Raw genomic sequence first — 14,737 nt, 5'->3', positions numbered from 1 at the left:
TTTATTCAAACCTCAACTGGTACCCTTTAAAAATTTAAAAGTTAGAGTGAAACAAATAGAAAACTGATTTAAATAAGGCAAGAAGGTGATGAAGCTGAATTTTATAACGGAAGAATTAATTTATCATAAATCTCCGCAAGAGCTAACAGCTATGATGTATGAAAAATTTATTCAAAATATTGATGAAGCTGTAATAGCAATTCACCACAGCGATTATTTTACAGCGAATGAAAAAATTAAACAGTGCAACGATATTTTATATCGGCTAGGAATTGGCTTAACATATCAAGTAGGTATTATTGCAGAGCAGTTAGATACCCTTTACAACTATATGTCTGAGCGATTAATTATGGCTAATTTTAAAAAAGATACGTTTATTTTATGTGAAGTTCAACAAGTGATGAAGAAGCTTTCTAACGCTTGGAATGAAGTGTTAAAAGCGACGCCTAAAGTTACCTCTTCGCCCCGAAAAAGCAAGCTGTCTTCTTATGAACAGCACATAAGTATCACTCTTAGCTAAAGGATAATCATCATATCCACGCATCAGATGCCTCTCGAAACTTTTCAGCTAATCAAGCTAGCACATCTAAAAGTCTAAACGCAATGGAGTGTATACTAACAGAGAAAGGAGAGGTACATAGTGGAGTTACAGCGAATTAACGGTCTTTCTTCTTCCGTGAATCTCATTAGAGAAAAAGAAGTAAGTAGTTCGGCTTCATTTACAGGAGTAATGGTAAAGAAACAAAAAGAACTGACCTATGAACATTTAACTCAAGTAATAAATAAAATTGAAGAACAGGGAAAGCAGTTAGTAAAAAGTAACACTATTGATTCCTTGCGAAAATACAAGACACTTGTGAAGCAGTTTATGAACGAAGTCGTTAAAAATGGTTTTGAACTGCATGAAGAAAGAGGATTTAATCATAGAGGAACGACTAAAATATATAAGTTAGTGAAAGAAGTAGATATGAAACTAGTTGACTTGACAAATGATATCCTTCAAAAAGAAAAAGACAGTTTAAATTTACTCAAGCGGGTTGGAGAAATCCAAGGTTTGTTAATTAATATGTATACGTGAGTGAGCTTTTACTAATAGGTAAACCTCTCGTTACATGCATTTTAATCCTAAATGTTGTAGAATAGAGTGAAATTATTTTATATAACAAAGGATGGATCCCTATCTTATGAAAACAGCAATTATTACAGATAGTACCGCCTATATATCAGAGGAAATTCGATCAAACTATCATATACATATGGTACCGCTAAGCGTTATTTTTGGTGAAGAAACATATCGTGAAGAAGTAGATATGACCGCAGATCAATATTTTGAAAAAATTAAAGAAGCAAAAAATCTTCCAACCACTTCTCAGCCTGCTATCGGAGAATTTGTAGAGTTGTTTGAACAGTTAAAACGAGATCACTTCGATGCAGCTATCGTTATTACGTTATCTAGTGGAATTAGCGGAACGTACCAGGGTGCTTTGACGGCAGGTAGCATGGTAGAAGACTTTGACGTGCACGTATTTGATTCAGAGATCAGCTGTATGGTTCAAGGCTTTTATGCGATTGAAGGAGCCGAGATGGTCCGCTTAAATAAACATCCTGACGAAATCATTGCGCGTTTCGAAGAGATGAAACTATCAATGCATGCGTATTTCATGGTAGATGATCTATCGCATTTACAACGCGGAGGTCGCCTAAATGCAGCTCAGGCTATTATCGGAAGTCTGCTTCAAGTAAAGCCCGTGCTCCATTTTGAATCTAAAAAAATTGTTCCGTTTGAAAAAATTCGTACGCGTAAGCGAGCATTAAAACGAATTACCGAGCTTCTTGATGAAGATGCAAAAGAAAACGTACCTATGAAAGCTGTAGTTATTCATTCTAATCGTGAAAATGAAGCAAAAGAAATTCAACGAGACTTAGAACAAGAATATCCTCATATTGAATGGAGCCTTTCTTATTTTGGCGCTGTCATTGGCACGCATTTAGGTGAAGGTGCCATCGGTATAGGCTGGTATAAAAAGTAATCGAAAACCAAATCATTTGATTTGGTTTTTTTTGCAGGAAAAAACACCTTTTTTTGCGTATATAGATGTGTACGATAAACATGGAAAGGAATGAAGATATGCTTTTTACTGTTAAACAAGAATTGCTAGATCCCGTTCAAGTACCTGGCCCAGCTGCTTTTCCACTCTCAAAAATCGATACGTGGAGAACTCCACCTTTAAATCCTTCATACCCCTACTCTTTAGATCTTCAGCGCTCTCTAAGCGGAAAGCAGCTTCTACTAACTCGGACTCCCTATCCTTTATCTCTTATTCATGAACATTATCTAAACGGATATATTTCCTATCAAAAAGCACTTACCCAGAAAGAAAACGGATATAAATGCAACCGGTGTGGAAGTGATAGCCCCTTTTATTTTGCTTCATTTCCATGCAGTAGATGTCACCAGGAGTGCTGCTATTGCCGAGCGTGTATTGTAATGGGCAAAGTAAGTGAGTGCACACCCTTTATAAACTGGGAAGGACCAGAAAGGAATGTCCTGCCAAAAAGCAGCGTGATGAATTGGGAAGGAACGCTGTCTAAAGCTCAAGAACGTGCTTCAAATGAACTCATTCAAGCTATAAAAAAGGATGAAGAGCTGTTAATTTGGGCTGTTTGCGGAGCAGGAAAAACGGAAATTTTATTTAAAGGTATTGAATCAGCGCTGAACAGCGGAAAGAAAGTCTGTATTGCTACTCCAAGAACAGACGTAGTTATTGAGTTAAAGCCAAGAATTCAATCGGCATTTCCGGATATGGCTGTGCTGGCTATGTATGGAGGCAGCGAAGACCGTTTTCATGAATCCTCTCTTATTATTTCCACCACTCATCAACTTCTGCATTATTATCAAGCGTTCGATGTGCTGATTATTGACGAAGTAGATGCATTTCCGTATTCAACAGAGCCTATGCTGCACTATGCTGTTGCAAAAGCAGCTAAACACGCTGCGTCAAAGATTTATTTAACAGCGACTCCAAGTGAATCATTAAAAAAAGACGTTGAGCAAGGAAGAAAACAAGTAGTTAAAATTCCAGCCCGCTATCACCGCATGCTTATTCCTGTTCCTCGGTTTGAATGGTGTGGCAATTGGAAGAAAAAAATAAAAACAGATACCTTACCTGCTAATGTTGAGAAATGGCTGAAAAAAAGAATAGACGAAGGGAAACAATGCTTTGTCTTCGTCCCGCAAATTAAGTGGATTGCTCCGATCACAGACATGATTCGAAAGCTGACCGAAAAGGTAGACGGTGTCCATGCTGAAGATTCCCAGCGAAAAGAAAAAGTAATGAAATTTAGAGAAGGACAGCTAGTTATTTTAGTAACGACAACAATATTAGAGCGAGGCGTAACGGTTCCCAACATAGATGTTGCAGTATTGGGAGCAGAAGAAACGATTTTTACTGAAAGTGCTCTTGTGCAGATTTCAGGAAGAGTAGGGAGGAGTGCACAATTTCCAGCGGGAGACGTGATCTTTTTTCATTATGGACAATCTCTGTCTATGCGAAAAGCAAAAGGACATATTGAATATATGAATGCTCTAGCTTATAAGGAAGGGCTGATTGATCGATGACAATATGTCTGATTTGTTTTGAACCCCTTGTTTCTTCTTTCGATTGGAGATCATTGTTAAAACCTTCTTCAACGGATAGGATTTGTACTGTTTGCTTGCAAAGATGTCCCATCATCACCAGCAGCATTTGCAGGGGGTGCGGCCGCTCTCTTGCAGACCTGGCTCCTTCTCATTATGAGCTAGACACATGTAAGGACTGTCAGAAATGGAATGATGGTTCTTTTTTTAACCGTTCTCTTTATACGTACAGCAATTTTATGCAAAGTATAATAGAACGTTTTAAATTTCAAGGAGACTATGAAATTATCCAAGCATTCAAGGAGCAGTGGTATAAGTTCTATAAAAAAGAATGTAATCCAAAAGCTATACTAGTTCCTATACCTTTAACGGACGAGAGATTATACGAAAGAGGGTTTAACCAATCTTTAGCACTAGCTGAACTGATCAGTGACAATATAGAAATGCCGCTTGTTCGCTGTTCAGGAACAAAGCAATCAAAGAAAAATAGGCGAAGTCGGCTGGCAGAAAGACCGGAATTTAAAGTGGTGAATTCCTCAATGGTTACGAATCAAGAATTTCTCTTGATTGATGACATTTATACAACAGGAGCAACCGTGCGCCAAGCGGCAAAGTGTTTGCAGGAAGCTGGGGCACGTTCAGTTCGTTCGCTCACTTTAATTCGTGCATGAAGATGTATAATTTAAAACTTTGACCGATAGTAAAATAAAAAACAAATGAGGAGTTTCGAATATGGGAACGTTAGATAATTGCAGGGAATGCGGTAATTTATTTGTAAAAATGGGATCAATAAACATATGTAAATCATGTTTTGACAAAGAAGAAGCTCTATTTCAACGTGTCTCTTCATTCTTGAAGAAAAGAGCAAATCGTACAGCAACAACTTACGAAGTGATGAAAGAAACGGGCGTTTCAGATTCGTTAATTCATCAATTTATTCGACAAGGTCGCTTAGTGCTAACTAATTTTCCAAATATAAGCTATCCATGCATGCAATGCAACGCTCAGATTCGGGAAGGGAAACTTTGCCATTCATGTTCTCAAGAAATTAAACATGGGTTAGACAAGCATAATCGTGAGATCATTCGTTCAAATGAAGAGCCGACGCGTCCCACCTATCGTTCTAATGAAAGGAAAAAAGAGTAAAAGTGTGCTGAGTGTTTGCAGGTTCTCTATCTATAGACCTATGTTTAAGGTGGAATGTGAAAATGGTCTCAACTTCCTTGGCGATGCTAAAGGTTTAGGTGGAAATTCCGATATAATGAATAGAGATAACGGATACAAATATAAAAAGAGGTGAGAGAGATGAAGATTAACCCATCGAACTTATTTGGAATAAATCCGTACAAAAAACAATCAGAAAAAACAGAACAGGTCTCTAAAAAGAATCCACAAGATCAGATTCATATTTCATCTGAGGCGAAGAAACTTCAGGGAAATGAACCATCTCCAGAAAGACTTGAAAAATTGGAGAAACTAAAACAGCAAATTAACAGCGGAACATACGAAATTAACGGAAAAGAAATTGCTAAAAGTATTGTAGATTTCTATAAAAAATAAAAGGACTGACATTGATTGAACGTGCGAGAAATTCAAACGATACTAGAAAAACAAGTAACGCTTCACAAAAGTTTGTCTGTCATTGTTAAAGAGAAAACGAATTTTATTATTAAACAAGATGTAAGGGCATTGACGGCTTCTTTGCAAAAAGAGCAATCTCATATAGCTGCTATTTCTGCACTGGAAACAAAACGTATAGAAGCGATGGAAAAAAGCGGACATGCTGCTCGCTCCATTGAAGAAATAGCAGGCTCATTCTCTGAATACTCCATCTTGATACCCTTTCAAAAACAGCTAATAGATATAATTCAAGATATAAAGTATGCAAATGACTTGAACAATCAGCTGCTCACACAGTCTTTGCAGCTGATTCATACCGAACTAGACCTTCTTGTTCCATCGAAACGAGAGGATTCGTTCAATTACACAAAAACAAATAATAGATCGTTTCAGTCCAACTCTATTTTTAATTCGAAGGCATAAAGAACGGAGGAAAGCAGAATGAGTTCAACATTTCATGGTTTGCAGGTGGCTAAACGAGGAATGGATGCCCAACAAGCGGCTCTTTACACGATTGGCCATAACGTATCTAATGCAAATACGCCGGGCTATACGCGTCAGCGAGTAAGTTTAGAAACGTTCCCAGCCTATCCAGCCCCAGGGATGAATCAGACTGGAGCTGCGGGTCAAATAGGAATGGGAGTAGAAGCCAGCACGGTAGAGCGAATACGTGATACATTTTTAGATACCCAGTATCGAGATGAAACCATTAAAGTAGGGTATTGGGATGCACGCGCTGGTGCTCTTGAAAAAATGGAAGAAATTATGAATGAACCTACTGAAGATGGACTTTCAGCTGTTTTTAATCAATTCTTTGAGTCCATTCAAGATGTAGCTTCACATCCTTCAGAAGCAGGAGCCAGGTCTGTTATGATTGAACGAGCTGAAGCAGTAGGTGATACTTTCTCTTATTTATCTACTTCTTTAAAAACGATTCAAGGTGATTTACAAAACGAGCGTGACGTAGCCGTAACACAAGTGAATTCGGTGCTAGAGCAAATAAATAATGTAAACCAACAAATACAAAACGTAGAACCGAATGGCTATTTGCCTAATGATTTGTACGATGAAAGAGATCGGCTGCTAGATGAAATTTCTAAATTTATGCCGGTTTCTTTAGAGTATACAAAAAGCAGCGGGAACGCTTCTGCAACGTCAGAAGGAGTGGTAACGGTTCAGCTTCAAACGTCTCAAGGGCCTATTACTCTTTTAGATGGGAAAACTCATCAAGTAAATGCCATCAGTTTGACAACAAATCAAGATTCCTATGTGACGGAAATTCATATAGGGGATGAGATACGGAATCCTGAGTCATTTCCTAAAGGAAAACTTAAAGGGTTAATTGAGGCTTCTGGATATATAGATAATAGTGGTGATAAAACAGGTGTTTACGCTTCAATGATTGATGATTTAGATGAAATGGCATATGAATTTGTGAACTGGTTTAATGATAAGCACCAACAAGGTATCACGCTAGATGGTGATAATGGTGTGTCCTTTTTTAATGAGATTTTTCAGAAAGAAGGGGCTGCAACTGGAATTGTTATTGCTGATAAAATTAAACAAAACACGAACAATATTGCTGCTGCTTCTGGTGCTGCTGGAACTGATCGCCAAGGAGATGGGCAAAATGCTCACCTATTGTCTCAATTTCGTCAAAAGGTGCTTATTAATTCCGGGAATCAAGCTGTTTCCCTAGACGGCTTTTATCAATCTGTTATTGGCCAAATGTCAGTAGATGCCCAACAAGCCAACCGCTTAAAAAGTAATTCAGAAACTCTCCAAGGAGCTGTGGAGCAAAGGCGCCAGTCTACCAGTGCAGTTTCATTAGATGAAGAGATGACCAATATGATTCAGTTTCAGCATGCATATAACGCTAGTGCCCGTATGGTGACTATGATTGATGAAATGCTTGATAAAATTGTAAATGGTCTTGGAACTGGAGGAAGGTAAAGATGCGTGTCACACAAGGAATGTTAGCGGCTAATTCGTTAAAACAGATTAGCAATAGCTATAATAAGCTGGAAACCCTTCAAAACCAATTATCAACGGGAAAGAAAATTACTCGTCCTTCGGATGACCCGGTAGTGGCTACGAAAGGAATGGCGTATCGTTCTAATCTTTCTGAAGTAAATCAATATAAGCGTAATTTAACAGAAGCTCAGTCTTGGTTTGATAGTTCAGAATCAGGACTTGAACAAGTCAATTCCATTCTTCAGCGCACTAAAGAGCTGGTCGTGCAAGGGTTAAACGGTACGAATGAAAGTGATGACCGCCAAGCGATTGCACGTGAAATTGAACAGTTAAAGCTGGATTATATGCAAGTAGGCAATACGCAGGTGGCAGGAAACTATATCTTTAACGGTGTAAATGTGGGAGCACCGCCTATTAGTGAGAATGCAAGCGGTATGATAGAATCGAATATTAACCTGGATCCTTTTTCGGTTGAGGTATCAAAAGGTATCCAGCTGAGAGTCAATATTCATCCTGAAAACATTTTTGGACAAGGTGCATTCGACTTAATGAACAATGTTCAAACAGCTTTTGAACAAAACGATGTAAACTCACTAAAAGAGCTTTCTAAACAGGTAGACACGCAGCTGTCTACGCTATTAGCGGAGCGATCTGAATTGGGAGCAAGGAGCAATCGGCTTGAGCTGATCGAAAACCGCCTTGATTCACAAGAGATTACGGCTACTAAGATGCTTTCAAATAATGAAGATGCAGATATTGAAAAAGTCATTACGGATTTAACCGTACAAGAAAGCGTGCATCGTGCTGCTTTGGGAGTAGGGGCTCAAATTATTCAGCCTACGCTGCTAGATTTCTTGCGTTAAAAAGCTCCTTCTAAACAGAAGGGGCTTTTTTACAATGAAAAAAGATAATAAAAAAATCAATTAGCAAAGGTGTGATGAGATGAAAATTTCCACAAGCTATCATGGAGATATAGAAATAGATAATCAGCAAACACTGACGTTCAATCAAGGGATTCCAGGTTTTTTGGAAGAAACTGAATTTGTTATTTTACCACTTCCGGAAGCCGAAGCTTTTCAAGTTCTGCAGTCTATTCAAACCAAAGAATTAGCTTTTATTATCACAGATCCATTTCAGTTTTTTTTAGATTATGATTTCCAACTAGAACCTCAGGAAATCGAAAAGCTTCAATTACAACAAGCGGAAGATGCAGCTGTTTACGTATTGCTTACGATGTCAGATTCTGTGGAAAAGATAACGGCTAATTTGCAGGCTCCTGTTATTATTAATACAAAGCAACAGCTTGCTAAGCAAGTGATTTTAATGAATACAGCTTACGAAACGAAGCACAGGTTATTTGAGTAAGAGGAATAGATAAGGAGTGAGTCCATGCTTGTTTTAACACGAAAGTTACATGAAACAATCAAAATAGGTGATGAAATTGAAGTGACCGTCCTTGCAGTTAATGGTGATCAAGTAAAGTTAGGAATTCAAGCTCCAAAGTCTGTAGATATTCATAGACAAGAGATTTATGAAGAAATACGTAACGAAAATAAAAGTGCTTCTCAAATTACATTACATGCTATTGATATGCTGAAACAATTACCGAAAAAGAAATAAAACGATTAGGTTGAAAATAATCAAAAATATACGGTATAAATAATATCTAAATCGGGAAAGATAAACATATAGTATTCCCCACTATGTCTTAAGCCTTTCTCTTTAAGAGAAGGCTTCTTTTTTATCAAAAAATTGAACTTAATTTCTGTTTTTTTCCTTTTTATCGTGTATCATTAAATTTATTAAGTATAATTCAAATAAATTTAACAAAAGAGGAGAAGAGTGAATGAGTGATGTTCAAGAGTATCATGATTTATTAAAAGAAGCAGAAGATGTGGTTATCAGCGCTTTAGCTGATACGATGGATTTATATGGTGTCACACCTTCAGTAGGAAGGCTGTATGGCATGCTTTATTTTATGGATGAACCTGTGACACTAGATCAAATGAGTGAAGAATTAGGTATGAGTAAACCAACGATGAGTACATCTATTCGTTCACTGCAAAATATTGATATGGTCCACAAAGTGTGGAAAAAGGGTGTTCGAAAAGACTTATATGAAGCAGAAAAAGATTTTTCTAAGTCCTTTTTTTCATTTTTCTGTAAGAAGTGGCAAAGAGAAATTTCAGTTAATTTAGAGGCAATCGAAGAAGCGGAAAACAAGCTGCAGACTCTTTTAAATGATAAAGATGTACCTGAGGAGATCGCAGTAAAAGCAAAGCGTAATTTAGCGCAGATTATAGAGTCTAAACATTATTATCATTTCTTAAAAAAAGTAGTAAAAGTTTTTGACGATCGAAGAATCATCGATATTTTAAATGAAGAATTAGCGAAAGAGTAAATAAAAAAGGCTGTTGAAAAATCAACAGCCTTTTTATCATTTTTATACGGTTAATGGTGCAGCTTCAAAACAGCGGTTATAAATCCATTCGTAACTTTTTACAGTTAAATCACGAGGGTTACCAACTGTTTGTGGATCATTAAATGCTTCTTGAGCTAAGCGAGAAACCGCTTCTTTTGGAACACCTTGTTCTTCTAAAGAAGGGATTTGTACATCTTTAACTAATTGATATACTTCACGAACAGCTGCTTGAGCTGCTTCTTCAAGCGTTAATTCATGTGTATTAACTCCTAAAGCTTGAGCTATGCGCGCAAATTTTTCAGGCTCACCCATCCAGTTATATTCCATTACAGGACCTAGCATTGCTGCTACGCAAGGACCATGGGCAATTGGATAAATGCCTCCTAATGTTTGAGCCATCGCGTGAGCTGCTCCTGCAGATTCACTTCCATATGAAAGGCCAGCAAGCATAGCTGCATGCGCCATTCCATAGCGTGCTTCGATATCCTGTCCATTTGCAACTGCACGTCGTAAGTATTTTCCAACGTACTCAATAGCCAATAAAGCAACAGAGTCTGTCATTGGTTGCGCAAAGTGGCATGTATAACACTCAATTGCATGAGCTAATGCGTCAATTCCTGTACCGGCCGTAATATGTGAAGGCATAGATACGTGCAGTTCTGGATCAATAATTGTTAAGTGAGCAGCAATTAAAGGTCCACCTGTATTAAATTTAAACTCACGAACAGGATCCGTAATGACAGCCCATTGCGTGACTTCACTTCCTGTACCCGCAGTTGTAGGGATTGTTGTTAAAGGAGGGATACGTTTTGTTAAAGGTTTTTTTCCTTCAGCTGCTTCATAATCTAAGACGGGAGCATTATGAGCTACTTCTACACCAATAGCTTTTGCCGTATCCATTGAGCTTCCGCCTCCAACAGCTACTAGTCCGTTGCATCCATTTTCTTTGTACATTTTTGAGCCGTCTGCTACTACGTGAATAGAAGGGTTGGCTTCTACTTGGTCAAATAGAATAACGTCTACGTCCGCTTCTTTTAAACTAGCGATTACAGGATCTGCTAAACCTACTTTTTTTACACCAGGATCTGTTACTAATAAAACTTTAGACACACCTAGGTTTTTTACTTCCTCTCCAGTATGTTTTACAGCACCAATTCCATGTTTTACAACCGTTGGCATCTCAAAACTTTTTAAACGTTCCATTCTTTCAAATCGCATAAACATCTTTAAATTCCCCCTTAATTTTTATTAAAACCAGCGCATTGGCTGTGGATTTGTGTTGGTATAAATATGTTTAATTTCCGTATATTCTTCTAGACCGATATGGCTAAGCTCTCTTCCAATCCCAGATTGCTTATAACCTCCCCAAGGAGCCTGCGGGAAGTAAGGATGATAATCGTTAATCCAAGTTGTTCCCATACGGAGTGCTTTCACTACACGTTCAGCTCGATTCATATCACTTGTCCAAACAGCTCCAGCTAATCCATAAATCGTATCGTTAGCAAGTGCGACTGCTTCTTCTTCAGTGCTGAAGCGCTCAATTGTCATAATCGGACCGAATGACTCTTCTTGGACAACCTTCATATCTCCATGACAGTTTGTAAAAATAGTTGGTTCGATAAATAAGCCTTTTTGTAAAGAGTCCTGAGTTGGACGCTTGCCTCCTAAAACAAGAGAAGCACCTTCTTGTTTCCCAAGCTCAATATAATGTTCCACTTTAGCTAGATGTTCTTTTGAGATAACGGGTCCCATTTGAGTGGCTTCGTGCATACCGTCTCCTAGCTTAATTTTTTTGGCTTGTTCAATAACTGCTGAAACAAATTTATCGTGAATATCATCTTGAACGAGTAATCTCGCACCAGCTGAACAAACTTGACCAGCATGAAAGAAAACCGCATTTAATGCATAGTCAACCGCAGTGTCAAAGTCAGCGTCAGCAAAGACGATATTCGGATTTTTCCCACCGAGTTCAAGAGCGATTTTTTTAAAGTTCCCTGCGGCAGCCTGCATGACTTTACGTCCAGATACACCGCCACCTGTAAAGGAAACTAAATCTACTAAGTGACTTTCTGCCATTTCTTGTCCAACGGTCGCACCCGGGCCGAGTACAATGTTAATGACGCCTGCTGGAAAGCCAACTCTTTCAAAAATTTTCATCATATGAATAGTTGTTAAAGGGGTAATCTCGCTTGGTTTAATAACAATTGTGTTCCCAGCAGCAAGTGCGGGAGCCAATTTCCAAGAGGCTTGCAATAAAGGGTAATTCCAAGGAGTAATTTGGCTGCACACGCCTACAGGCTCGCGGACAACGCGGCTAACAGAATCGGGATTAGGTGACTCAATCATCTGTCCGCCATCTTTATCTGCTAATCCAGCATAGTATTGAAAGACGTCAGCAATTCCATCCATGTCTGCTAGGCTTTCAACGAGGGTTTTTCCGGTATTTAAGGTTTCAAGCTTTGCTAGTTCCTCGCGATCATTGCGAATTTCTTCCGCTACTTTAAATAGCAAAGAACCTCTTTCGGCCGCTGTAAATTTAGACCATTCACCTGCATCAAAAGCTTTTCTAGCTGATTCAATGGCTTCTACGGCATCAGCACGATTTCCTTCTGTAACAACAGCGATAACCTCCTGATTAAAGGGGTTAATAATCTCTCTTTTCTCGCCGCTGCGTGCTTCAACCCATTGGCCGTTTATGTGCATTTTTTCAAGCGTAAGTGTTTGTTCCAATAGCATCGACCTCCAAATAATAGAATTTGTTAAATTTATATTTAACGTTCTTAACAATTCAAATTATAGCATTGGCCATTTAATTTAGTCAAATCAAAAAACTTTAAATGTTCTGAATTTAAATTAATCTTCTTCTCTATTAAGAGCTGATTATTCGGATATTAAGAAAAAATTTAACAAAAAGTAATTAAAAAATACTGATTGCTATGTCCCTTGATACAAAAGGTTTTTTTATGTATAAGCTATGAGAATATTATTCTTTTTTTATATGAAAACCCTTAAACTTTTTTGACAATATCCTAAACATTCAGATATATTAACCATAGTACGATATCTGCTTGCATACAAACCTTGAAAAACAAAGGATTTTGAATGTGGAAATTAAGAAAGGAGTTTAGAGGGAAGATGAAAACAATTATGAGTTCTTAGCAAAATAATAAAATAAGTCAATTTAAATTATTTTAATATAATTATATAAACGCAATTTCTCCCCTTCGTATTGGTATTTATAATCCAACTATTTATAGTTTATTCTAAAAAAATCTATTTTTAGGTTTAATTGTATGCTGGTAGGAAAAAGGAATAGAGGACAATTATGTCTTTAGATTTCTTTATCAATTTAAAGGATGTGAGACGATGCAAAATGCTAAAAAGCCATTTCGTTCAGACACACAACAAGCCAGGCCTGAAAAGTCGAATGAGACTTCTGACTTTTCAGGGAAATCAAACAGGAACAACCGTCTACTAACCCCCTTATGGACAACTATTATAGGATTTTCCATCTTTATGATTGTCGCATTTATCTATTCTCTCTATAATCCAGATCTCTATTGGCCAGGCCTCATTTTAATGTTCATTATGTATGGTGTTATTTATTTTATTGGTGCTCGAGCTGCTGCAAGTAAAAAAGGAAATCAGATGATATGCTTGTTGCGGGAAGATCTATGCCGCTATGGATTTCAATGTTCACAATGACCGCTACTTGGGTAGGTGGAGGGTATATTGCTGGAACGGCCGAAACCGTTTATTCCTCAGGGCTGACTTGGACGCAAGCGCCATGGTGTTATTCAATCAGCTTAATTTTAGGCGGTATCTTTTTTGCTAGAAAGATGAGAAGGTTTGAGTTTATGACAATGCTCGATCCTCTAGAATCTCGTTTCGGTAAGAAAATGGCTACGGTTCTTTATTTTCCAGCTATACTAGGAGAGCTGTTTTGGAGCGCAGCTATCTTAACTGCTTTAGGAACAACATTCGGTGTGATTTTAGGCCTCAGTTTTTCAATTTCCATCATTCTTTCCGCACTTATTGCCATTGCATACACCGTGATTGGCGGCTTGTGGGCAGTAGCACATACCGATATCTTACAGCTTTCTATTATGTTTTTAGGACTATTTCTGGTGCTTCCTTTTGCATTTTCGAATACGGGAGGGGTGGGAGCCGTTTTTTCTACTTATTCAGAAGGTATGGCTGGTTCTCTTCATTTATTTCCTCCACTAAAAGGCTGGGAAGATCCGAAATGGGGAAATACATATTGGCAATGGTGGGATAGCACATTTTTACTTATTTTTGGCGGTATTCCATGGCAAATTTATTTTCAGCGCGTGTTATCTGCTAAAAATGAAAAAGCAGCAATGTGGCTATCTATTACAGCCGGCATTTTTTGCGCTCTAGCTGCCTTGCCTCCAACTTTAATAGGAATGATTGGTTATAGTGCAGACTGGTCTTCATTTGGAGCGTCAAGCCCTGAAAGCGCGTCTATGATTTTAACATACGTATTTAAATATCTAACGCCTGATTTAGTAGGAGCGATTGCGCTTGGAGGACTAGCTGCTGCCGTCATGGCTGCAGTAGCGGCTTCGCTACTTTCAGCTTCGGGAATGGCAGCTTGGAACGTGTATCGTCCGATTGTAAAACCAAATGCGACACAGGCGCAGTTAGATAAAGTTATTAAACGTTCTATCATTATTATTGGAACCGGAGCAACTTTAATTGCTTTAAACTCTGAGAGTGTCTACTCCTTATGGTATTTATCAGGGGACCTAGTGTATTGTATTCTTTTTCCACAGTTGGTTTGCGCTTTGTTCTTTAAAGGAGCGAACTGGTACGGATCTTTGGCTGGGTTCATTGTGTCTCTTGTTCTTCGAATCGGTGGAGGGGAACCGCTGCTTCATTTAAAAGCGCTGCTTCCGTATCCGATGATAGAAGACGGGGTGGTCATGTTTCCATTTCGTACATTTGCGATGGTAGGCGGGTTGTTAACTATTTTTATTGTTTCTTACGCAACGCGACGTATTTGCCCTCCTCAGCCGCTTCGAAATCTTCATCGTGACATATCGGTTGAGAAATAATCAAAA

General features: G+C 38.2%; 15 protein-coding genes and 1 pseudogene. 14 read left to right on the top strand and 2 right to left on the bottom strand.

Annotated elements, in window-relative coordinates; genetic code table 11:
- Window positions 1–88 precede the first annotated feature (88 nt).
- The 13 genes from fliS (at window position 89) to cudC (ending at window position 9,632) form a co-directional block, all read left to right on the top strand.
- Window positions 89–520, top strand: coding sequence for a flagellar export chaperone FliS (gene fliS, locus N178_RS17055; protein ID WP_080890212.1), 432 nt, complete (start codon window positions 89–91; stop codon window positions 518–520).
- A 120-nt stretch (window positions 521–640) separates the two neighbouring features.
- The gene (locus tag N178_RS17050) at window positions 641–1,078 is read left to right on the top strand and encodes a YaaR family protein (RefSeq protein WP_045293757.1); all 438 of its coding nucleotides are present in this window, start codon (window positions 641–643) and stop codon (window positions 1,076–1,078) included.
- 106 nt (window positions 1,079–1,184) lie between these two features.
- Entirely contained in the window at window positions 1,185–2,030 is an 846-nt protein-coding gene (locus N178_RS17045) for a DegV family protein (protein WP_045293755.1), read from the top strand.
- 80 nt (window positions 2,031–2,110) lie between these two features.
- Window positions 2,111–3,619 (top strand): ATP-dependent helicase ComFA, encoded by a 1,509-nt coding sequence (locus N178_RS17040; RefSeq protein WP_152640859.1) that lies wholly within the window; start codon window positions 2,111–2,113, stop codon window positions 3,617–3,619.
- The gene (locus N178_RS17035; protein ID WP_152640858.1) at window positions 3,616–4,308 is read left to right on the top strand and encodes a ComF family protein; all 693 of its coding nucleotides are present in this window, start codon (window positions 3,616–3,618) and stop codon (window positions 4,306–4,308) included. The genes N178_RS17040 and N178_RS17035 overlap by 4 nt, the downstream gene beginning before the upstream one ends.
- Window positions 4,309–4,369: 61 nt before the next feature.
- Window positions 4,370–4,783: a TIGR03826 family flagellar region protein gene (locus N178_RS17030; protein ID WP_045293751.1), complete on the top strand. Its 414-nt coding sequence runs from the start codon at window positions 4,370–4,372 to the stop codon at window positions 4,781–4,783.
- Between the two features lie 159 nt (window positions 4,784–4,942).
- Window positions 4,943–5,197, top strand: coding sequence for a flagellar biosynthesis anti-sigma factor FlgM (flgM, locus tag N178_RS17025; RefSeq protein WP_014457790.1), 255 nt, complete (start codon window positions 4,943–4,945; stop codon window positions 5,195–5,197).
- Window positions 5,198–5,218: 21 nt separating this feature from the next.
- Complete coding sequence (locus N178_RS17020; protein ID WP_237758516.1) at window positions 5,219–5,680, top strand: flagellar protein FlgN; 462 nt, start codon at window positions 5,219–5,221, stop codon at window positions 5,678–5,680.
- 18 nt (window positions 5,681–5,698) lie between these two features.
- Window positions 5,699–7,210, top strand: coding sequence for a flagellar hook-associated protein FlgK (gene flgK, locus N178_RS17015; RefSeq protein WP_045293748.1), 1,512 nt, complete (start codon window positions 5,699–5,701; stop codon window positions 7,208–7,210).
- Between the two features lie 2 nt (window positions 7,211–7,212).
- Window positions 7,213–8,094, top strand: coding sequence for a flagellar hook-associated protein FlgL (gene flgL, locus N178_RS17010; RefSeq protein ID WP_045293746.1), 882 nt, complete (start codon window positions 7,213–7,215; stop codon window positions 8,092–8,094).
- 79 nt (window positions 8,095–8,173) lie between these two features.
- Complete coding sequence (fliW, locus tag N178_RS17005) at window positions 8,174–8,596, top strand: flagellar assembly protein FliW (RefSeq protein ID WP_045293745.1); 423 nt, start codon at window positions 8,174–8,176, stop codon at window positions 8,594–8,596.
- A 24-nt stretch (window positions 8,597–8,620) separates the two neighbouring features.
- Window positions 8,621–8,851: a carbon storage regulator CsrA gene (csrA, locus tag N178_RS17000; RefSeq protein ID WP_029714345.1), complete on the top strand. Its 231-nt coding sequence runs from the start codon at window positions 8,621–8,623 to the stop codon at window positions 8,849–8,851.
- Between the two features lie 226 nt (window positions 8,852–9,077).
- Complete coding sequence (cudC, locus tag N178_RS16995) at window positions 9,078–9,632, top strand: choline uptake/conversion transcriptional regulator CudC (protein WP_045293743.1); 555 nt, start codon at window positions 9,078–9,080, stop codon at window positions 9,630–9,632.
- A gap of 42 nt (window positions 9,633–9,674) precedes the next feature.
- On the opposite strand, the gene N178_RS16990 is transcribed toward cudC, so the two are convergent.
- Both N178_RS16990 and betB read right to left on the bottom strand, forming a co-directional pair.
- Window positions 9,675–10,877, bottom strand: coding sequence for an iron-containing alcohol dehydrogenase (locus N178_RS16990; RefSeq protein ID WP_045293741.1), 1,203 nt, complete (start codon window positions 10,875–10,877; stop codon window positions 9,675–9,677).
- Window positions 10,878–10,901: 24 nt separating this feature from the next.
- Complete coding sequence (betB, locus tag N178_RS16985) at window positions 10,902–12,389, bottom strand: betaine-aldehyde dehydrogenase (protein WP_193377161.1); 1,488 nt, start codon at window positions 12,387–12,389, stop codon at window positions 10,902–10,904.
- Between the two features lie 630 nt (window positions 12,390–13,019).
- Here betB and N178_RS16980 point away from each other — a divergent pair.
- Window positions 13,020–14,731, top strand: a pseudogene (locus N178_RS16980) (high affinity choline transporter 1).
- Window positions 14,732–14,737: the final 6 nt, after the last annotated feature.

The organism is Priestia aryabhattai B8W22, from assembly GCF_000956595.1.
GTDB classification, from domain to species: domain Bacteria; phylum Bacillota; class Bacilli; order Bacillales; family Bacillaceae_H; genus Priestia; species Priestia aryabhattai.
Note: the sequence above shows the minus strand (reverse complement) of the source record. Positions and strands in the feature narration are given on the sequence as shown.